The organism is Mycobacterium mantenii (genome assembly GCF_010731775.1).
GTDB lineage: Bacteria > Actinomycetota > Actinomycetes > Mycobacteriales > Mycobacteriaceae > Mycobacterium > Mycobacterium mantenii.
In genome coordinates this window covers 1232307-1252654 of the sequence record NZ_AP022590.1, presented here as the reverse complement: position 1 = coordinate 1252654, position 20348 = coordinate 1232307, and the positions used below count along the sequence as shown (strand labels likewise).

17 protein-coding genes are annotated in these 20348 nt (G+C 66.8%); all 17 read right to left on the bottom strand.

Annotated features, from left to right (window positions below; genetic code table 11):
- Positions 1-124: 124 nt before the first annotated feature.
- The 17 genes from G6N50_RS05640 to G6N50_RS05560 all read right to left on the bottom strand — a co-directional run bounded on the left by G6N50_RS05640 (position 125) and on the right by G6N50_RS05560 (position 20288).
- Positions 125-841, bottom strand: coding sequence for an MgtC/SapB family protein (locus G6N50_RS05640; RefSeq protein WP_083096488.1), 717 nt, complete (start codon positions 839-841; stop codon positions 125-127).
- 232 nt (positions 842-1073) lie between these two features.
- Positions 1074-1397: a DUF732 domain-containing protein gene (locus G6N50_RS05635; protein ID WP_083096487.1), complete on the bottom strand. Its 324-nt coding sequence runs from the start codon at positions 1395-1397 to the stop codon at positions 1074-1076.
- 119 nt (positions 1398-1516) lie between these two features.
- Positions 1517-1843, bottom strand: coding sequence for a DUF732 domain-containing protein (locus tag G6N50_RS05630; protein WP_083096485.1), 327 nt, complete (start codon positions 1841-1843; stop codon positions 1517-1519).
- 49 nt (positions 1844-1892) lie between these two features.
- Entirely contained in the window at positions 1893-3296 is a 1404-nt protein-coding gene (locus tag G6N50_RS05625; protein WP_083096484.1) for a PPE family protein, read from the bottom strand.
- 68 nt (positions 3297-3364) lie between these two features.
- Positions 3365-4624: a PPE family protein gene (locus G6N50_RS05620; protein ID WP_083096482.1), complete on the bottom strand. Its 1260-nt coding sequence runs from the start codon at positions 4622-4624 to the stop codon at positions 3365-3367.
- A gap of 1480 nt (positions 4625-6104) precedes the next feature.
- On the bottom strand, positions 6105-7937 hold the full coding sequence (gene eccA5 / locus G6N50_RS05615; protein ID WP_083096480.1) for a type VII secretion system ESX-5 AAA family ATPase EccA5: 1833 nt from the start codon (positions 7935-7937) through the stop codon (positions 6105-6107).
- Entirely contained in the window at positions 7934-9142 is a 1209-nt protein-coding gene (gene eccE, locus G6N50_RS05610) for a type VII secretion protein EccE (protein ID WP_083096478.1), read from the bottom strand. The genes eccA5 and eccE overlap by 4 nt, the downstream gene beginning before the upstream one ends.
- 19 nt (positions 9143-9161) lie before the next feature.
- Positions 9162-11009, bottom strand: a complete 1848-nt coding sequence (locus tag G6N50_RS05605) for a S8 family serine peptidase (protein WP_163650814.1) — start codon at positions 11007-11009, stop codon at positions 9162-9164.
- Positions 10987-12498, bottom strand: a complete 1512-nt coding sequence (eccD, locus tag G6N50_RS05600; protein WP_083100285.1) for a type VII secretion integral membrane protein EccD — start codon at positions 12496-12498, stop codon at positions 10987-10989. The genes G6N50_RS05605 and eccD overlap by 23 nt, the downstream gene beginning before the upstream one ends.
- Positions 12499-12765: 267 nt before the next feature.
- The gene (locus G6N50_RS05595) at positions 12766-13668 is read right to left on the bottom strand and encodes an ESX secretion-associated protein EspG (RefSeq protein ID WP_067834975.1); all 903 of its coding nucleotides are present in this window, start codon (positions 13666-13668) and stop codon (positions 12766-12768) included.
- A gap of 98 nt (positions 13669-13766) precedes the next feature.
- Positions 13767-14051, bottom strand: coding sequence for a WXG100 family type VII secretion target (locus G6N50_RS05590; protein ID WP_007771417.1), 285 nt, complete (start codon positions 14049-14051; stop codon positions 13767-13769).
- Between the two features lie 51 nt (positions 14052-14102).
- A complete protein-coding gene (locus G6N50_RS05585) occupies positions 14103-14399 on the bottom strand; it encodes a WXG100 family type VII secretion target (RefSeq protein ID WP_007771418.1) in 297 nt (98 codons plus the stop codon).
- Positions 14400-14717: 318 nt separating this feature from the next.
- A complete protein-coding gene (locus G6N50_RS05580) occupies positions 14718-15017 on the bottom strand; it encodes a PE family protein (protein WP_007771419.1) in 300 nt (99 codons plus the stop codon).
- Between the two features lie 479 nt (positions 15018-15496).
- Complete coding sequence (locus G6N50_RS05575; RefSeq protein WP_163650813.1) at positions 15497-16717, bottom strand: PPE family protein; 1221 nt, start codon at positions 16715-16717, stop codon at positions 15497-15499.
- Between the two features lie 332 nt (positions 16718-17049).
- Positions 17050-18300 carry a PPE family protein gene (locus tag G6N50_RS05570; RefSeq protein ID WP_083100312.1) on the bottom strand — a complete coding sequence of 417 codons (1251 nt, stop codon included), beginning with the start codon at positions 18298-18300 and terminating at the stop codon, positions 17050-17052.
- 457 nt (positions 18301-18757) lie between these two features.
- Positions 18758-19981: a PPE family protein gene (locus G6N50_RS05565; RefSeq protein WP_163650812.1), complete on the bottom strand. Its 1224-nt coding sequence runs from the start codon at positions 19979-19981 to the stop codon at positions 18758-18760.
- A gap of 7 nt (positions 19982-19988) precedes the next feature.
- Complete coding sequence (locus G6N50_RS05560) at positions 19989-20288, bottom strand: PE family protein (RefSeq protein ID WP_083099028.1); 300 nt, start codon at positions 20286-20288, stop codon at positions 19989-19991.
- Between the last annotated feature and the right edge of the window lie 60 nt (positions 20289-20348).

Below are 20348 nucleotides of genomic sequence, written 5' to 3'. Positions count from 1 at the left end.
CGTTACGACCCGACCCTTAGGCTCTGCCGCTAGCAAGCTGTGAAGATCTTCAAAGTTCGATGCGCGTGATTCACGCGAGCCCGCGCCCGACGCAAGCACGCCGCCTCGGAAACGGACGCCCGTCTCAGCGGCGATCGTCGGACTGCACCTCGTCGCCGGCATACCACTGCACTGCGCGGACGCCTGGCAGCAGCGATAGTTCGGCCACCAGGCGCTCCAGCCGGGCGGTGGCGTCGCCGTTCATGAGCAAGTGGGCGGTCAGCGTGACCTCGTCGTCGGCCGCGCTGCCGGTGTGGATTCCGCGAAGTGTGATGTCATTGCTGCCGGCGTGCTGGACGATCTGGGCCCGCGCGTACTTCTCATGCTTCGAACGGCAGACCACCTGCACGAGATAGGGCACGAGGCTCTCGTCTTCTTCGGCGCTGTTGTCGCGGTCGATCAGCCGGCCGAGTGGACGCCCCAGCAGATGAATGCCGATGACGGTACCGGTGCCGATCAGCGCGAACACCAGATGCCCCGAAGCTGCCAGCACGCCGATCGCCGCCGAGCACCACAAGGTGGCGGCCGTGTTGAGCCCGCGGACATTGACGCCCTCGCGCAGGATCACGCCACCGCCCAGGAACCCGATACCGGAGACGACATAGGAGGCGACCCGGGTCGGGCTGGTGTCGGAGGTGGCCGCGGCGTAGAGGACGAACAGCGTCGCGCCCCCGGCAACGAGCGCGTTGGTGCGCAAGCCAGCCCGACGCGCCCGCCACTGCCGCTCCAGACCGATGAGCGCGCCGCACCCCACTCCGACGCCCAGTCGGAGCACGAAATCGAGAGCGCTCAGCGTCTCCAACGGCCCACTCCTTCCCCCGGTCTCGCTGTCGAGTATCCCCCGGCCGCGCCAGCAGATTGCGGTTGCGGGCACGGCGTGGTCCCGCCGGCGCAGCTAACCACGTGGAGGTAAACGGTAGATGGACCAAGGCCAAATCGAGCACGGGGCGGCCACCCGGCCGAAACTTGCGGGCAGTCGACTGGTTGCGCCGTGGCCACCCGATGAACGGTCGTGTAGGCCGGCCAGCTCCGGGCTACCTTCTGTTAAGTTGCTGCGGGCAGTAGTATTTCGCTGCGATCGCCAAGAACGATGTTGCGTGATCGTTGGTGAGTCCGGGGTTTTCGCTCTTCAGTTCGTCGACCATTTGAGGGCCGACCTCGCCGTTGCCCAGGGAGACGCAGACCGCCTTGGCGAACTTGATCGCCCCGTCGGGGGTCGAGTAGGTGATCCCCGCACTCCGCAGTGACGCGAGGAAGCCGGTTTCATCGCCGCCGGCTGTCCCCGGGTCACCATGTGCGAGCGGGGCAAGGCCTATCGCGGCCGAAACCGCAACGCTAAGCGCCAGCTGCAGTCTCATAACTCGTGATTGTCGCACGCCGCGCCGATGTCCGCAGTACTCGCTGGCGTCCCGCAGATATGTTGAGCGGCAGGGCATTCGAGTTCACCGACCGGCACGGTCGCCACCCCGACCGCGGATCAGGCCTTGGAGAGCTGTTGGGGGCAGTAGAACTTCGCGGAAATCAACGCGAAATTCGAGGCCATCTCCATGTCCATCCCGGGATTGTGGGTTTTCACGTCGTGGACCAGCTCCAGGCCGGATTCGCCGTTGTTCAGGCAGGAACATACCGCCCTGCCGGCGGCGACGGCCGAACCCGGGCTGTTGAAGCTGAAGCCGGCCTGCTGCAGTGCGGCCACGAAGCCACCGTCGTCGCCATCCGGCACCGGTGGAGGACCGGCGTGCGCCGGTGCGGCAAGGCCGATCATCGCGGAAATACCGAGTAGTGCGAGCAGTCGTTTCATCACTATCACCCTTCCGTTGTGGCGGCTAGGAACACGGATTTTCCTCTGTCCCTCAACCCAATTGGGCGTCCGCGGGTATGACTTTTGATTTGTCACCCTTCTTCAGATGCACCGCGTGGATGCCGGGCTTCTTGGCCAGCTGCTCGAGAAGCGCGTCGAGGTTTTCCTGGTCGACGTTGTGGTGCTGCACGGTTTCGGGCTTCTCGGAGATTTGTGCGACAAGACGTTTAAGCTGTTCCGGCGATTGCTTGTCTTTGAGGTCCTTGATCGGAGCCATCCGGTTGCGCACACCCGCGCGCGCCACCGTGGGCCCACTCGAGCCGACGGCGCTGCCCAGCATCCCGGCAAGCCCCATCGAACTGAACAGGCTTCCCTCGCCGAGCGCGGCCGCGGGAATCGCTTCGGTCCCGGCCGCCGACAGGGCGGTGGCGACGGTTCTGATGGCCGGGGTGGACGTGGCCCAACTCGGCGGGATCGACAGCTTTCCGACCAGGGTGCCGGCATTGCCCATGCCGGCGAGCGGGCTGATCGAGCCGTACAAGGTGCCGCGGCCGAAGCCCAATGCCCCGAGCCCGGCGCCGAGCGCGTCTTTCGGCAGCGCGCCGTAGCCGACGGGCGGGGCGAACTTGAGCCACTGTGACAGCGGAAAGTTGATCAGCAGCCCGATGTCGTTGAATTGCGTAGTCAGGCCGAGCGGCACCTTCACGGCGTTGTACATGCTCGTGTAGAAGCTGGCCCCGCCCGGCACGGTGTTGAACAGATCCGTCATGAACGTTTGGTAGAGGTAGGCCAAGTTCGCCGGGATCGAGAACGGCCCGCTGTAGGGCAGGGTGGTTGTCGCCGCCGACGCCGCGGCATTCGCGACGTTGGCGGCCGGGGTGCTGGCCGCCGAAGTCACCGCGGCGGCCTGCATCGGCTCCGCGGCCGCGTTGGTGGTGGTGGGCGCCGGGCTGAACTCCGTCAACTTGTTGGAGGCGGTCGCCGACGAGGCGAAGTAGGTGTCCATAGCAGTGGCGTCCTGAGCCCAAAATTCGCTGTATTGGGCCTCATTCGCCGCGATCGCCGATGTGTTCTGCCCGAACAGGTTCGTCGCGACCAGCTGCGCGAGCAGGGCCCGGTTCTCCGCGATCACCGCCGGCGGCACATGGGCGGCGAACGCCGTCTCGTAGGCTGCCGCCGCCTCGGTGGCCTGGGTCGCGGATTGCGCGGCCTGCGCAGCGGTTTTCTGCATCCAGGCCACGTACGGGGCGGCCGCGCTCGCCATTGCAATCGAGGACGGACCCACCCATGGTCCGGCGGTCAGGCTCGAGAGCACCGACGAATACGACGAAGCGGTGGACTGCAATTCGGTGGCCAGGTTCTGCCAGGCCGTCGCCGCGGCCACCAACGAACCCGCTCCCGGGCCGCTGTACATCCGGCCCGAGTTGAATTCCGGCGGAAAGGCTCCGTAGAACATCTCTCGTACCCCCTACCTGGCTACCTGGGTCGACAGCGCTTGGCTGCCAAACGATTTGGTTGTCACGGTCATTCCTCGATGTACGGGATCACGATGATGGTGGCCGCGGCCGGATCGGCTTCGGCGGCAACACCGCCCAGCGAACCCGCCGCCGAGGCGGCACCACCGGCGGGTCGGGTCGCGGCGGCCGCGACGGCGCGTCCCGCCAGGCTGGACAGCGCCATCTGGCTGAACACACCTTCCTCACCGGCCATCGCCGCCGGCGCCGCGGCCAGATTGGCCGGCAGCGCTTGGGCGACCGTCCGGATCGCCGGGGCGGCTTCGGCCCAGCCCTGCGGCACCGACATGCTGCCCACCAGAGCGCTTTTGCCCATCGACCCCGACACCTGTCCGGCCCCGACCGCGGAACTGAGCATGGGCTTGACGGCGTTGGCGCCACTGGCCAGCGGCGCCAACGCCCCGGAAATCGCCTTGGGCCCAGCCAAATAGGCCGCCGCGCCCTGCCCGTTCTGTCCCCAGGCGTACGCCTGGCCGAACGACAGGAACGGTCCGCCGGGGATGGTGCTCCACGACTGCGGCGAATACACCCCGGTCACCACCGACCAGAACTCGTTCCAGTTCGTGATGAGCGATGGCGTGGTCAATTGCGTCGACGTGGTTCCCGCCGTGCCGGCATTGGTCACCGCCTGCGCCGCCGGCTGCATCGTGGTGCTCAGCTGCGCGAGGTGGCTGACGGTGTTCGAGCCGGATTGCGCGCTGCTCTGGGTGACCGCGGCCGCCTGCATCGGCCCGGCCGAGTCGTTGGTGGTCCGCGGCGGTTCGGCGAACGGGGTCAGCTGCGAGGCGCTCGCCGAGGCCGCTGCGTACGCATACATCGCGGCGGCATCCTGCGCCCACATCTCCATGTAGTGGGCTTCGGTCGCGGCTATCGCCGGGGTGTTCTGGCCCAGGATGTTGGTGGCGATCAACGTCGCGAGCAGCGCGCGATTGGCGGCGATCACCGGCGGCGGAACCGTCGCCGCGAACGCGGTCTCGTAGGCCCCCGCCGCGAGTTTGGCCTGGGCGCCCGCCTGCTCGGCCTGCGCGCCGGTTGCATGGATCCACGCCACGTACGGTGCCGCCGCGGCCGCCATCGCGATGGACGAGGGGCCCGTCCACGGGCCCGTCGCAAGGGTCTCGATGGTCGAGTTGTACGACGCGCCAGTGCTTTGCAGCTCCGCGGCCAATTCGTCCCACGCCGCGGCAGCGGCCAGCAGCGGCCCTGAACCCGCTCCGATGTACATCCGCCCCGAGTTGTATTCCGGCGGATAAGCCCCGAAATCCAACATCTAATACCTCCGGTCCCTCTTGTGGCAGCCATGGTAGGCACGGGTTCGCGGTCCCGGCATCGACGAAGTCGCAGCTCTAAGGGAATTCATCGAATCTGCTAGCGAATACATGTGCAGATCCCATGTGCTGTCGACAACAAAGTCATCCTGTTCCTAGCTGTGAATCGGCGCAGTAATGGCGTGCGAACGACTAGTCAAGCCACGCTGCTATCGCTTTGACGATGGTCCCCACAACATATTTCGGCGGGCGTCCCCGTTAGGTAAATCTTTGTAAAAAACAAATATCGCGAGCCCCGGCCCCCTGTGAGAGGAGCTGGCCACAACCAGCGGTTTTGTGGCCCAAGTCACTAACTTGGCCGGCCGAAGGCAGCATCCTATCGCGGACTAAAACATTCAGAGATTTAATCCGAGCGCGTAGATAATGATGGCTTCAATATCGGCCTCATCACCGATTTGATAAACAGCCACAAGGGCGGTTGTTACGGTGTCCGGTCTTTAATTGAATAACCTCCTATAGAAGCTTAAAACGGTTACATCACCTTGCAGTCGACGATTCGATGGCAATGGCCGCTCGAATGGGGCCAACGGTCAAATATCTCGCCCGGCCGTGCGCTACTTTTGTCATTATCTGGGCAATCCAATAAAGCCCACATTGAGCCGACGGCGTTGTCGGTGTTCGCCATGTTGCCACCCGTGGACTGAACCGTCTGTCCGCGGAATCTGCGCACGCATTGATGACCCCAAACCGCGACGCGAACCCGGCGATGCGCTACCGGCCGCCACCGATCCCGCAACGCCCCAACGGTCGCCGGTGGCGCGAGCATCTCGAAGGATGGCCTGGTGCCCGGCCACGAGGGACGTCGTCCGGGCCTGGCTCGCGACGGCGTGGGCGTCGACATCACCGAACTGGCAATTCATCCTCACACTGTTCTCCTCAGATTCACCTATACGAGTAGACGTGGCCAGTCTGCCGTGGCACTGATTAGCTACTGACAGTTTCCTGTGGGGCATGCCGTGGCCGTTCACACCGATATTTCAAGGTCCATTAAGGGCATCGAAACCGCTACGCAACGTTGCTGGCGCGACGGCATTACCAAACGGCGGTTGTAGAAAAATCCTCGTTTGCCGGTCGTTAATTTGGATTGCGCACGGTGTTAACCCGCGACGGGCGGACAGGCCGCAATCACCCGGACCCGGAATCCCCATTTAAGCGTCGACCACTGGCCGTCGTGTGCCCGGGCCGGACCTGAGCGGGATGCCCGGCACTTGGCCGGAAACGTAGGGGCCAGCCCTAACCTGCGAGAGCTCCGCCCCCGGAGTGCAGGAGGCCGAGTCGGTCGCGCATTGAGCGCCTGGGCCCACGCGGTGGTCCCTGGGCATTCCATCGGTCTGTTCGGCCCCGGCGCGAGCGGCATCACCACTGGTTTCGCCCAAAACGGTTGCGGCCCAGCAGGTTCAACGGGCTCTACGCGATGACGGGCTAATCCGGCTTCTTCTCGGCGACCGCCGCGCTGAGGCCCTCGGCGAGATCCTCCTGCGTCAGTTCCTTGAACCGCAGCAGTTGACGTTCGCTGAACTCGGTCACATCGCTGGACAGCACCGCATCCAGGTCTTCGTCGTCCAGGCGGAAACTGCGGTGATCGCGGGCCTTCTCCACCACGTTACGCACGAAGCCGGCGTTGCCGAGCGTATCGATGCCCCGGATGAGATCGCCGTCGTCCGAATAACTTTCGTCGAGGTAGAACTTCGTGTACGACGGCAACAGCGCCTGCGCGGATTCGTCGGTGATGACGTCCTCGTTCTCCTGGCCCATCAACCGGGTGAGCGCGACCAATTCGTCGGGGGTGTAGCTGAAGAACTCGATGACCGTCGAAAAACGGCGCCGCAGACCCTGATTCACTTCCAGCATCTTGTCCATGGCCTTGGCGTAACCGGCGCCGAAGACGACCAGCTCGTCGCGATGATTCTCCATGTACAACAGCAACGTGTTGATAATTGCGTTGCCGTACGGGTCGCCCTGCTGGTAGCCCTTCTCGTGCAGCGTGTGCATCTCATCGAAGAAGACCGCGCCACCCAGGGCGCCCTCGAGCATCTCCTCGGTGTTCTTCTCCGCGTCGGCCATGTACCGGCCCAGCAACTTGGTGCGGCTGGTCTCCACCACCACGGGTTTGCGCAGGACGGTCAGCCCGCACAGCTGCTTGCTGAAAGCCCTTGCCACTGAAGTCTTTCCGGTGCCGGGCGGGCCGAGCAACAAGGTGTGGCGCGACGTCACCGGCACCGGAAGCCCCATCTTGGCGCGCGCCAGGTTCACCTTGGTCGTCGACTTGATGAGCTTGATCTCGCGCTTGGCGCGTTCCATGCCCAACATCGCGTTGAGCTCGGCGTCGCCTTCGGCCAGGTACTTCGCCGCCTCTTCGGCGTGACGAGCGGCCTCGGTTTCAGCCCGGGTCGGCGCGCTGTCCGGGTCCCACGGGTCGGTCCGGGCCTCGATCGTCTCCGGGTCCGTCAAGACCAGGCGAAAGTTCGGGTTGTCCAGCGCTTCACGGGCCGGGGTGAACTTCGGATCCCGTGAGTACACCCGCCGCAGCAGCTCGACGGCCTCGTCCTCGCGGCCCAGGTGGCGCAGGCACATGCCCTGGGTGTACAGCGCGACGTTGGCCGCGCCCGGCACCCGGTCGCCTTCGATGGCCTCCTGACCGCGACGCAAGGCCTCCTCGAACACACCGAGGGAAGCCAGTGCCGTGGTGGCCATCGCCGCGCCCGCCGCCTTCAGCTCGGGCTGCCGCCAGCTCTTGCCCTCAGAAAACTCGTTGAGCACGTCCGGCCACCGGGCGGTGCGGAAGTACAGCACACCGCGCACGTAGCTGACCAGCTCTTCGTCGACGGGCTGGCGGGGCTCGACGCCCTCGATCAGCTTCGAGGCCTCCTCGTACCGTTTCGCCTCGGCCAGTACCGCGGCGTACGCACACGCCAGCGTCTCCACGCTGGTCACCGCCAGCCGCAGGAACAACCCGTCGGAAACCTGGGGGCGGAACTGCAATTCGGTCACGCCGAGCCGGCGGGTCTCCCACCCGAACGTCCGGATCGACGACCAGGCGCCGGCGAGGACGTCGAGGCTCTGCTCCCCCGCCAGGATCCGCGCCAGCCAGGCGTCACACATCCCGGGATCCAGGTTGGTCGCGGTGGTGAACATCTGCGACGCAACCTGCGGATTGTGGCTGGGCTGCAGCCCGTTGACCGAGACGCCGGACGCCAACAGCCCGGCGACCATCGCGTTGCGGGCGCTCTCAGCGGTTGATTGCGGCCTCGTCATTGCGCTACAGGCACGCCGGCCGAGCTCCCTCGCAGCTGGTCGACGGATAACGCGAGGTCATCGTCGTCGGCGCGCAACGGGCGGCCGGGCACGACCAACAGGGGCCGCGCGGTCGGCGCGGGCAGGCTGGCACGGACCGCGGCCAGCTGGCGTCCGGTGAGACGGTTGAGGCCCGACGAGACGTCCCTGCGCAACCGCTTCTCGGTGTGGTACCGCACCCACGCCGATACCTGCGGCCGGCCGCCGCGCGAGGTGAGCCGGATGGTCAGCACCGTGGCGAAGGTCTCGTCCTCCCACAGCTCATCGAGCTTGTCGGTGGTGATGTCGGACGGCGACAACCACAGGCTGGTGACGAATCCGTTGAAGTGCTTGAGGCGGCGCCAGCCGGGACGGCTCCACGTCGGCTCCAGATCGGCCAGCACCGCGCGGTCGACCGCGGCGAGCTCCTCCGCGGTCAACGGCCGCGCCCCACAGGTCAGCCCGTCGAGATCCTGGGCGAGCCGCTCGGTGGCCGCCACCAGGGTCGACGCCAGCGAATCGCGGGCGGCCACGGCGGCGACGTTGCGCTGCGGATTCATCCGCAGCACCAGCCAGGTGCGGCGAACGTACGAGGTGGGCTGATCGTGGGCCACCTCCCACTCTTCGGGGCCCCAGTCGTCCAGCTTGGACAACTCGGCGGCTCTGGCTTCTGGGCCGCCGCGCCGCACCTTCACCGACACGATGTCGATGTCGTCGAGGTGAATGTCGAACTGGCGCAGGCCCGAAGCGACGGCCGACACCAGCAAGGTGGGGGGCGAGTTCCGATGACGGAGGCGCGAGGCCGATTCGTCGTCACCGCCGTTGATGGCGATCACGGTGACCAGTTGGCCGTCGTGCTGGCGCACGCCGACCTTGTCGCGGCCGTACTTGCGCTGGTGATCGACGGCCGGGGTGCAACCGGCGGCCAGCGCCGAGCCGGGATCGGCGGACCAATCCCACAACCAGGTGGCCAGCCCTGACGTCACCGTGAGGCCGTGGTAGGTGACCAGCGATAGCAGTGTCACCAGAACGGCCAGAGCGACACCCACCCAGAACGCGATGCGATACGTGCCCTGCCACGACTCGGGGCAGTGACTGGCCACCACCATGATCACGACGTCGATCAAGAACACCGTGGTCAGCCGCGGCCACGATAAGGACAACCCAAACCTGCGCTGACGCTTCATGAGTGCTGCTGCTCCGCCCCTATTGCTGTTTCCGCGATCGCTTCATCAGCGTCGCCGTACCGAAAACTCCGCCGCCGATGAGCAGCGCGCCGAGCAAGCCACCGGCGGCCACCCACACTGGCACCATATCCCGGTGCGGGACGGGTTTCGGAATGTTCAGCGGTGCCGATAGTTGCTGCGGCGGTTTCACCGGACCGTCGGGTACATCCCACGTCAGTGCCGCCACCGGGTCGACGACACCGTGACCGACTTGGTTGTCCACGCCGCGCGCGGGCGCGCGGGCGGTGCGAGTCAGCCGGTTGATGACCTGATAGGCCGACAGCTGCGGGAACTTGGCCCGCACCAGCGCCGCAACGCCGGACACGACCGCCGCCGAGAAGCTGGTGCCCGACGGAACCAGCAGGGTGTTGTCCGGTCCGTCGATCGCGTTGATCAGGCCGTCGTCCCGGGGTGACAGTCCCACGACGTCCGTTCCCGGTGCGGCGATGCCCACCCACGGCCCGGCCACGCTCGTCGACGCCTGGCCCTGGTTGCCCTGGCTCAACGGGCGTCCCTCGGTGTCGACCGCGCCGACCGTCAGGACGTAGTCGCTGAACCAGGACGGCGTCACGACCGTGGTGACCGCGCTCCAATTGCGAGGATCGTTGGGCTGCAACGGATCATGGGGCGGGTTCTGCTTGCAGTCCTTCTTGCTGGTGTCGCCGGCCGCGGCCACGATGACGGCATTCTTGTCGACCGCCGCGTAGCGCACCGCCGCACCCAGCGAGCGCTGATCGATGATGTTGCGCGCGCTCATGCAGGTCACATCCGAGATGTTGATGACCTGGGCACCCATGTTGGCGGCATGCACGATGGCCCGCGCCATTGTCTGAACGCTGTCGATCTTCGCCGATGTCTGCGGATCCTCGTCACCGGTGTAGGCGTCCTTGAGACCGAATGCCTGGCTGGACTGCCGGATCGCGATGATGTCGACATCCGGGGCCACCCCGCTGAAAGCGTCCGGACCGGCCTTGGGCGGCGGGGGCGGCGGCGGTGGTGGCGGCGGGTCGAGCGGGCGCGGGCCGCGCAGATTGTCGACGTTGGCCACGCGCCCACCACCGGAATAGCCGGGGATGGTCACCGTGCCGCCGCCATGACTGGCCGCCGGCGCTTGACCGTTAGGCGCTTGCCCACCCTGCGGCGGTCCCGGGGGCGGGCCGGCGGGCGGTGGGGCCTCCGGTGCCGGCGGCGCCCCGAAGGGGCCCGGAGGCGCTTGTTCCTGAGACTGTGGCGGCGGGGGGACCATCGTCACGGTCTGAGGCAGCGGTGACAGGGTCACCGTCTGCGGCGGTGGCGCTTTCGGCGGGGGTTCGGTGGTGGGGATGGTCACCGGCTTGCGCGGTGCCGCCGGCGGCACGCCCGCGCCGTTGGCCGACGCCGCACCGATCATCGACGCCACGATGGTGCCGTGCGCATCGCAGTCGGACAATCCGTCGCCGGCCATGACGTAGTCACCGCCGGGGATCAGGTGCGGGAACCTGGGGTGCGGCGTCACTCCGGTGTCGATGACGGCCACCTTCACGCCGGCACCACGACCGAACTGCCACGCCTCCTGGAGATTCAGCATGTCCATGTACTTGGGCTGCAGCCGGAAATCGGTCCCGGGCAGCACGCCGACCTCGGTGCAGTACGAGTTCTGCTTCATCGGCGCCCCCGGTCCGGGCGGACCGTCCGGCGGTACCGCCCCGGCGTCGATCGTCGGGGGTGAGATCGCGTACGCGGGCGGCAAACCGGCCAATGCCCCCGACGCGAGCAACATGGCGGCGATGGTCGCGGCGAACGCGCGACCACGCCACACCTTGCCGTTAGCGATAACGAATTGCTGCATAGACATTCATCAACCACAATGCCAGCGGGAAAATTGGCATCAGGCAGAGGTATTCAATCCATTCCACGAATTTGCGGAATAGCGGACTGTAGACCGTGTTCGGCACGACAGCCGCCGATGTCAATCCGGCCGCCGGCAACAGCACCAGGATCGCCGCGCTGATCGAGACCGCAAGCGGCGACTGCAGCACCAGCGCGTATCGCAAGACGACCGCACCGACGATCAGCACCGCCGTTCCCGCCAGGGTGATCGCCTGCCAGCGGTCGACGTAGGAGCGGCCGCGCAGCATCAGGAAGCCCGCGCAGAAGCCGGCCAGCAAGAGCGGCAGCCAACGCTGTCCGGTGCGCGGATCCGACAGCGCGGTCAGGGAGACGATCATCAGCACGCCGAGCCCGATCAGCAAACCCGACAGGAAGGAGCGGGCGCGTTCGGCCTGAGTCAACACGTCGCGAACCGAGGCGGGCCCCTCCAGGACCGGCGGACCGCCGTCGGAGCGCACCACGGTGGTGGGCAGGTCGGGCCGGGCCTCGAACACCCACCGGCTGGTGGCCGACGGGAAGACGGGCAGCCGGATGCCGGCCAGCCGGCGCGAAATCGCCGGCGCACTTTGGTAGATCATGACGGACACCAGCACGACGCAGGTGAACAGCGTCACGGCGCTGGTCATGGCGACCATGCGCGCCAGCGCGGCCACCGCCGCGATCAGGCTGACGGTGACCATGGCGGTGTAGATCGCCAGCCGGCGCCCGGTGAAGCGCAGGGCGAGGATTGCGGCGATGGTGAGGACACCGAAGCCCAGTACCGCGTGCGGCGATCCGACGCCACCGGGCGGAGCCGACGCCGCCGCGACCGACACCGGCGCCAGGCTGCTCAACAGCATGGTGTCGGCGACGCGCCGTTCCTGCTGCGTGCGCGCCCGCATCAGCAACAGCAACGAGACGCCGAGCGCGACCACGCCGATCACGCCCGCGTACACGGTCGGCAGCCACGAGTTGTGGTGCCAGCGCCACCAGCCCAGCAGCCCGGCGGCGGTCGTCACCCCGATGGCGACCATGGACGCACCGACCTGCACCGCGATGACCGGGTCGATGGCGGCGAAGCGCTTACTGAGATCAGCCGCGACGGCGGTGGAGATATGCTCGATGACCTGTGAGCGGTGCTCGGTGTCCGGGATGAACCGGATCCACAACCGGTCGCCGTCGTAGACATCCTGCTCGCTCAGCGATTGAGTGGCCCGCAACGGCGAACCGTCCACCAGGCAAAGCGCCCAGCGGCCCCGGCCCGACGCCTCCAGCGGAGTCTCGCCGAGCTCGCGGAGCCGGCTGTTGACCACCTTCAGCAACGGGTCGGTCATCACCGAGACGGGCGCGTTGGCGTCCAGCAGGACACCGATCTGAACACCCGCGCCGGCCATCACGCCGACGACGACTGCCTGAGGCTGCGAGATTCCCTCTACATCAGGCTGTGCTACTTCGACTACCGCAGTCATCGCCTTGCACTCCCTACCGTGATGAATGTGTGAGCCCGTGCCGCCAGTCGCGCGCGGGTGGGTGCCGCTGAACTCGTCGTCGTGCTGCGGCCCCCCGCAAAGTGCATTCCGACTAATTGGAATTCCATCTGCCTCGCCTTGCGATTAAGAGTTGTCGTCGACACCGGTTCGAGATTTGCTGATGTCTTGAGAGAAGTATGCCGTGTTCGCAGCTCAACCGCATGTTGAGTGCAAAGACATTGGTGAACTCTGCGTTTCGCGCGAATGTCAGACCCTGCTGTGAGTTTTCCACTCTCCGTAGGGAAGTGTGTCCAGCACGGTTTTGACACCCACCTGCACGAGCTGGGGGGTTGCCGGGCAGATGGCCAGCCACGCTTCACCCGACCCCGCGGTGCGGGCCTGCTGGTAAAGCGCGATGCGGCCGCCGGAACCGTCTTTGAGTGACAGCACCGACGCACTCGGGCCCTTGGCGTCGTCCTGGTACTGGCGCGCGTACACCGCGACTTCGGCGGCCGGGTCGGACAGCGCCTGGCCCAGCGCGGCCACGGTGGCGGCGCTGATACCCATCCGGCGCAGGTCTCCGCCGGAGAACACGTTGAATCCCGACTCCTGCCACGACTTCGTCGCTTCCAGCATTTCCTCCAGCGGCACGTTGACCGCGTTGATCGCTGCGGGTTCGGCGTGGTGGATGGACTCGAGGGCGTCGATCACCAGCGACGCGATCGAGGCGCTGTCCGCGACGGCGACGTCGTCGACGGTGATCTCACCGCCGACGCGAACCGCCGACACCCAGTGCTGTCCGCGGCGGGCAAGGACCACCCGAAATTCGTTGTCGGGGATGTCGCGCGAGCCCGGGGGCTGGTTTTCGTCGTCAAGGACGCCGTAGGCCAACTTGCCCCGGGACAACAGAGCGATCACTTCGAGGTCGGGCGCGGCGAGCACCTTCATCCGCGCGGCCACATGCTCGTTGACCTGATCGTTCTCGACTATGCCCTGCTCGCGCATCACCGCCATTCCGGGATGCTCGTTGAGCCAGTCGCTCGAGTCGGTAGACACATATGGCCGGCACCGCAACTCCGGCGCGACGTGCCGGATGTCCAGCAGCGCCTGGAGCATCCAGAAACCGTCGACGTTGACAGTGATATCGGTGCGGGTGCTCTGTTGGTCCATCAGTTCCTCAATTGGTCTCTATTTACCAAACTGCGCGGAAACCGCAGGACGCGGCAGCACACCGACGGGTGGTGTGCTGCCGCGCCTGAAGTTGCGGGTTAGGCCCAGCTGGACCCGACGGCGCTGTCAGTGCTGGCCATGTTGCTGCCCGCGGACTGCACCTTCTGTCCGTGGGAGTTGGCCTGCTCGTAGATGACCTGGAAGTTGCGACCCAACTGGGTGATGAACTCCTGGCAGGCCACCGAACCCGCACCGCCCCAGAAGTCGCCGGCAGCAAGCACATCGCGAACGATGGCCTGGTGCTCAGCTTCCAAGGACGCGGCCTGGGCGCGGATCAACGCACCGTGGGCGTCTACATCGCCGAACTGGTAGTTAATGCTCATAACGGTGTTCTCCTAATGTCTTGAAATTTTACGCAGCAGCGTTTGCTGGCGCTAGCTGCCGAGGATTTGCTGCGAGGCCTGCTCTTGCTGCTCGTAGTTGTTCGCGTCGCGAATCAGTCCGTCGCGCACTCCGTGGAGCATGTTGACGATGTTGCGGAAGGCCTGGTTGACCTGACCCATGGTGTCGTACGAGGTGGCCTGGGCCTGACCGCTCCAGCCCGAGCCGGCGATGTTCATCGACGACGCCCACATCTTGCGAGCCTCGTCCTCGACGGTCTGGGCATGCACCTCGAAGCGGCCCGCCATCGCCCGCATCTCGTGCGGGTCGGTCATGAAACGTGTTGCCATGTCGGCTGTTCTCCTTATTACGTGGTTACTGGGTGATGTTGTAGAGACGGTGGCCGGATCGTTTACGCGTTACGCAACCGCCGAGCCGAGTGAATAGAAATGACCCCCCCTTTCCGTCAGCCGGCGGCCACCGGGTGCTGTCACGGTGAGACGGACGTCAAACCCGAACCGCGGCGTTTGAGTTGACGGAGTGCGTGTTGCGTTGCGAGACGGTCTGCCGGCCCGGCTTTGCGGCCCGGCGATCGTCCCCGGTTGAGCAGTTACGTTGGAACCCACGTCGGTGACGATCTGTCCCAAGCCCCCGAACCGCCAGTCCGATCAGAGGGCGGCGGCTGCGTTGGCCGCTTCGGTTGCTGCGTAGGAACCGGAGCTGGTCGAAAGTGTGTTCACGAACATTTCGTGGATCGCGGCGGCCTGGGCGCTCACCGCTTGGTACATCTGCGCGTGTGCGGCGAACTGAGCCGCGGTCAACGCCGACACCTCGTCGGCTGCGGCGGGTACCACCCCCGTCGTTGGGGCTGCAGCGGCAGCGTTCTGGGCGCTCAAGGTCGACCCGATGGCCTGCAGGTTCCCGGCCGCCGCGGCCAAAGCCTCCGGCTGTGTGGTCACGAACGACATAATCTATTCCCTCCTGGTTCAATCCCCCGACTCTGCGAGACTAGATGACAGCGGCCCCCGGAGTCGGTGCGGAAGCCCGGTGTTTGCAATTGTTCACTTGGCGGTACGCCGAATTCATTTTTGGTAACGACACAGTAACAGCGTCTGACCTCGACCGCTGCCCCTCGGGGAGCGGTCATAGCAAACGGTACCAGCCCCCGGTCGAAAAAGTTGCTGGTAATTTTCACCCGGAGGGCTGTGGCTACGCTGGCCGGCATAAAAATCTGGTCGTCGATTAACCCGTCGCGACGGGCCAATGCCACGACCGTCCCCGCTAACGAGCCATCTAGACCTCCTTTCGCCCATTTCAGCGGTCTGATTGCCCCGGTGGCTGCCGAACGCAGCTACCGGAAGCGATCGTGACACTCAAGGCGCGTCATGCTGCGAACGCTGACTGCCGCGCGACCATCCGGGACGCCGATCCGCACGGGGTGCGGTGCTCAGCCGGCAAACGGTGGTCGGGCCATGACGGTGGGCCGGAATCCGTACTTGGGACCGACCACTCCGTGCCCGCCGGCACCGGCACCCGCCAGCGGCATGCCGCCGAGCAGGTTCCCGGGTCCGCCCGCGGCCTCCGGGGCAGCGCTGATGCTGCTGACCGGGATCGCGTGACCCAGCGCCGGCGCGGCCGGCGCCCCCGACCAGGCCACCGGCACCGACAACTTGCCGCCCACCGAGGCCGCACTGCCCAGCGCCGCCACCGGATGCGCGGCCGCCGCACCGCCACCCAACATGCCACCCAAACCACCCAAACCGGGCAACGCCTTGGCCGCCGCCGGAGCCGCACCACCGATGGCACCGACCGATTTGGCGATCTGCGTGAAGGTGTTGGCCATACCGGTACTGAAGTACGGCAAACCCTCGGTGTTATAGAACAAACCCGCAAACGGGCTGTAGCCGTTGACGAGCGTTCCGAGGTTGGTGGGCAGGGTGGTCTGGCCGGTCAACAGGAACCAGATCTCGGACAGCGGGTCGGTGGCCTGCGTCGCCTGGGTCGTGGTTGTCGCCGCGGCCTTGACCGTCGAACTCGTCGCCGGCTGCGCCAACGACTGCAACGCCTTGGTCGTGTTGGTCGCCGTCGAGTTGGTCGTCGCGTTGGTGACCGCCGCGGCTTGGGTGGCCTGACCCGTCGGGTTGGTCGTCTCCGGTGCCTTCTGGAACGGCGTCACGTTCGACGCCGTCGCGGACTGGCCGGCGTAGCCGTACATCGCACCGGCATCCTGGGCCCAGTACTCGCCGTACTGGGTCTCCAGCTGCGCGATCAGCGGCGTGTTCTGGCCCAACACGTTCGTGGCCTGCAGCTGCTGCGATTGCATCCGGTTGGCCGCAATCAGTGGGGGCGGCACCGATGAGGCCAGCGCCGTCTCGTACGCCGCGGCGGCCGCACGCGCCTGGGTGGCCGCCTCCTCGGCCTGCGCGGCCGTCGTGGTCAGCCAGGCCACATACGGTTGGGCAGCCTGCACCATGGCCGTGGACGCCGTCCCCAGCCACTCCTCGCTGTTCAGCGAGGTGATCACGTTGTCATAGCTCAGCGCGGCCGAGTTGAGCTCGGCCGCCAGCGCGCTCCACGCCGACGCCGCAGCCATGAACGAACCCGACCCCGGACCCGAGTAGATCCGCGCCGAATTGAACTCCGGTGGGAACGCCCCATAATCCACCACGAATATGCCCCTTAACCTGTGCCGATCGAATCGATGCGCCGAGTAGTGAAAAACGTTAATCCGCTGGTGACCACCGCTGCGCCGGTCAGTGACGTGGCTGGTCTTTGGCGCGCCTTTGCGCCGGATGCCGGGGCCCGGCGCTCGGCGCCCGCCGACCGCCCGAACTCCGGCCCCGAAAGCCGGTGTGAGCTGCGGGAATCGCCGCGTGAGGGTACCTGTCGACCGGACGCCCCGCGGTGCGATGCCGGCGCAGCCCGGCGCACGTGTGTGGAAGCCGGGGATAAAATCCGGCCGCGGATAAAGGTGAGGGAGTACATGCCCGATTCCGCCGCTTATCCGGCCGACGGCGGGCGTGTCAGCACGCTGTAGCGAAAACCGTATTTGTTGACGTAGCCGGCGGCGGCACCGCGGCGCCCGACCGACCCGACCGGCATGCCGCGCAGCAGACCATTGGCAGGCGAATTCGCGCCGCCGGTCGCCGCGGCCTGGATCGGAGTGGCCTCCTCGGAAAGCGTCGCCGGGCTCACCGCCGAGGTCAGGGTGGCCCAATGCTGCGGAACCGAGAGCATCCCGACCCGGGCGGCCTGCCCGGCACCCGCGGTAACCGCACTCACGTGGCCCACACCGCCCAGGTTGCCCAGACCCAGGCTCGCGAACTGCGGAGTCGGGTACCAGGCACCACCGGCGCCGGCCGTGCTACCACCGGGGCCAGAGATCAACTGCTGGGCGATCGACGACCAGAAGCTCGTTATGCCGTTCGAGAAGTAGCCAAGGCCTGTGGTCTGTTTGAGTAGCACGGTGTAGAAGCTGGGATTCAGCCCCAGGTAGTTGTTCGTCGGGGTCGGCAAACCCGACTGCATGAAGTTCTGGATCGCACTCGTGAGCCAGGTGAACGGTCCCGGCTGCGACGCGGTCGTCGAGGCTTGTGTCAGCGCTTGAGTTGTGGTGGCCGACAACGCTTGTGGCGTCACCAGCTGGGAAGTGCTCTGCGCGGTGCTGCCCGCCGGCTGGGCGACGGCCTGGGCGACCGCGGCGGCCTGGTCCGAGCCCGCCTCCGGGGTGGTCGTGTTGGGCGGTGACGTGAACGGGGCCAGCTGCGCGGCCGACGCCGATGCGCCGGCATAGCCGTACATCGCGGCGGCGTCCTGGGCCCACATCTCCATGTACTGCGCCTCGGTCGCCGCGATCGCCGCAGTGTTCTGCCCGAAGAAATTCGTCGCCACCAGGTTCGCCAGCAGTACTCGATTGGCCGCGATCACCGGCGGCGGCACGGTCATCGCAAACGCCGCCTCGAACGCCGCCGCGGCCGCCCGCCCCTGGCCCGCGGTCTCCTCGGCCTGCGCGGCCAGAACACTCAGCCAGCTCACGTACGGCGCGACCGCCGACAGCATCGACGCCGCGGCCGGACCCACCCAGGGGGCGCTGGTCAGCTCGGTAACCACCGAGTTGTAGCCGTTGGCCGCCACACCCACTTCCGCCGCAATCTCATCCCATGCGGCGGCCGCGGCCATCATCGGCCCCGACCCCGGACCCGCATACATGCGACCGGAATTGATCTCCGGCGGTAATGCCCCGAAGTCCATGGCTACGAAGCACCCGGCTCGAACGACATGTATCCCCTCGCGAGTGACCTCTGAGTGATTGACCATCAGAAATTGCTTGCCTCGGAGGCTAAAGGGCCACTCCGGCCCCTCGCCGCTTCGCGATTGAGCGACCGCTGCGGCGCCGACGGTTCGCTTGCGCTGTTCCGGTGTGGCAGCAGAATCGAGGCGTCACCGGACGCGTCTCACCGTCGCCGTCATTACCTGCAAGAACATCCCGGCAGCGTCATGCATCACCGGCTCACGGCCCCCACACGGCGGACCGTTTCGGGGCGGCTGCATCAAGCCGAAAACACCAGCGCGGGATAAAATCCGGGCGCAGATAAAGCCGCCGCGAGGTTCGCTGCGCCAGCCCCCGATGCACGCGAAAACGCGCCCTGCCGCCGATGTTCGGGGCAGGGCGCGTTGTGGCTCGCGCCGGTGCGTGGCCGGCTCGGGACTATCCCGCGAAGGGCGGTCGGGCCATGACGGTGGGCCGGAATCCGTACTTGGGACCGACCACTCCGTGCCCGCCGGCACCGGCACCCGCCAGCGGCATGCCGCCGAGCAGGTTCCCGGGTCCGCCCGCGGCCTCCGGGGCAGCGCTGATGCTGCTGACCGGGATCGCGTGACCCAGCGCCGGCGCGGCCGGCGCCCCCGACCAGGCCACCGGCACCGACAACTTGCCGCCCACCGAGGCCGCACTGCCCAGCGCCGCCACCGGATGCGCGGCCGCCGCACCGCCACCCAACATGCCACCCAAACCACCCAAACCGGGCAACGCCTTGGCCACGGCCGGGGCCGGCCCGGTAAGCAGCCCGGTCGACTTGGCGATCTGGGTGAAGGTGTTGGCCATACCGGTGCTGAAGTACGGCAAACCCTCGGTGTTGTAGAAGAGGCTGGAGAATGGGTTGTAGCCGTTGACCGCCGTGCCCAGGTTGGTGGGCAGGGTGGTCTGGCCGGTCAACAGGAACCAGATCTCGGACAGCGGGTCGGTGGCCTGCGTCGCCTGGGTCGTGGTTGTCGCCGCGGCCTTGACCGTCGAACTCGTCGCCGGCTGCGCCAACGACTGCAACGCCTTGGTCGTGTTGGTCGCCGTCGAGTTGGTCGTCGCGTTGGTGACCGCCGCGGCTTGGGTGGCCTGACCCGTCGGGTTGGTCGTCTCCGGTGCCTTCTGGAACGGCGTCACGTTCGACGCCGTCGCGGACTGGCCGGCGTAGCTGTACATCGCGCCGGCGTCCTGGGCCCACATCTGGCCGTATTGCGCCTCCAGCTGCGCGATCAGCGGCGTGTTCTGGCCCAACACGTTCGTGGCCTGCAGCTGCTGCGATTGCATCCGGTTGGCCGCAATCAGTGGGGGCGGCACCGATGAGGCCAGCGCGGTCTCGTAGGCCGCGGCGGCTGCACGCGCCTGGGTGGCCGCCTCCTCGGCCTGCGCGGCCGTGGTGGTCATCCAGGTGATGTAAGGCGCCACCGCCTGGGCCATCGTCGCCGACGCCGTGCCGGTCCAATCCTCGCTGCTCAGCGCGGTGACCACCTGCTCATAACTCAGCGCCGCCGAATTGAGCTCGGCCGCCAGCGCGCTCCACGCCGACGCCGCGGCCATCAAGGACCCCGACCCCGGACCAGAATAAATCCGCGCCGAATTGAACTCCGGGGGAAACGCTCCGTAATCCAACATCATTGACTCCTTAACCAGTCGCGGCCGCGTTGGCCGCCTCAGTCACCGCGTACGACCCGGAGCTGGTGCTCAGGGTGTTGACAAACATTTCGTGGATCGCCGCAGCCTGAGCGCTGACGGCCTGGTACGTCTGTGCGTGCGCAGCGAACTGCGCCGCCGTCAGTGCCGACACCTCGTCGGCAGCGGCCGGCACCACCCCTGTCGTTGGGGCCGCCGCCGCGGCGTTCTGAGCGCTCAGCGTTGAGCCGATGGTTTGCAGATTGCCCGCTGCGGCGGCGAGCGCCTCGGGCTGCGTGGTCACAAAAGACATCTAGATTCTTTCCTTCCGTCGGGCCCGGCGAGACTTGCGTTGCGGCTCATGGCATTCATC

Excerpts from the sequence above, each read along its gene's own strand:
- G6N50_RS05635 (WP_083096487.1), bottom strand. The coding sequence starts at position 1,397 with ATGAGACTGCAGCTGGCGCTTAGCGTTGCGGTTTCGGCCGCGATAGGC.
- G6N50_RS05625 (WP_083096484.1), bottom strand. The coding sequence starts at position 3,296 with ATGTTCTACGGAGCCTTTCCGCCGGAATTCAACTCGGGCCGGATGTAC.
- G6N50_RS05620 (WP_083096482.1), bottom strand. The coding sequence starts at position 4,624 with ATGTTGGATTTCGGGGCTTATCCGCCGGAATACAACTCGGGGCGGATG.
- eccA5 (WP_083096480.1), bottom strand. The coding sequence starts at position 7,937 with ATGACGAGGCCGCAATCAACCGCTGAGAGCGCCCGCAACGCGATGGTC.
- eccE (WP_083096478.1), bottom strand. The coding sequence starts at position 9,142 with ATGAAGCGTCAGCGCAGGTTTGGGTTGTCCTTATCGTGGCCGCGGCTG.
- G6N50_RS05605 (WP_163650814.1), bottom strand. The coding sequence starts at position 11,009 with ATGCAGCAATTCGTTATCGCTAACGGCAAGGTGTGGCGTGGTCGCGCG.
- eccD (WP_083100285.1), bottom strand. The coding sequence starts at position 12,498 with ATGACTGCGGTAGTCGAAGTAGCACAGCCTGATGTAGAGGGAATCTCG.
- G6N50_RS05595 (WP_067834975.1), bottom strand. The coding sequence starts at position 13,668 with ATGGACCAACAGAGCACCCGCACCGATATCACTGTCAACGTCGACGGT.
- G6N50_RS05590 (WP_007771417.1), bottom strand. The coding sequence starts at position 14,051 with ATGAGCATTAACTACCAGTTCGGCGATGTAGACGCCCACGGTGCGTTG.
- G6N50_RS05585 (WP_007771418.1), bottom strand. The coding sequence starts at position 14,399 with ATGGCAACACGTTTCATGACCGACCCGCACGAGATGCGGGCGATGGCG.
- G6N50_RS05580 (WP_007771419.1), bottom strand. The coding sequence starts at position 15,017 with ATGTCGTTCGTGACCACACAGCCGGAGGCTTTGGCCGCGGCGGCCGGG.
- G6N50_RS05570 (WP_083100312.1), bottom strand. The coding sequence starts at position 18,300 with ATGGACTTCGGGGCATTACCGCCGGAGATCAATTCCGGTCGCATGTAT.
- G6N50_RS05565 (WP_163650812.1), bottom strand. The coding sequence starts at position 19,981 with ATGATGTTGGATTACGGAGCGTTTCCCCCGGAGTTCAATTCGGCGCGG.
- G6N50_RS05560 (WP_083099028.1), bottom strand. The coding sequence starts at position 20,288 with ATGTCTTTTGTGACCACGCAGCCCGAGGCGCTCGCCGCCGCAGCGGGC.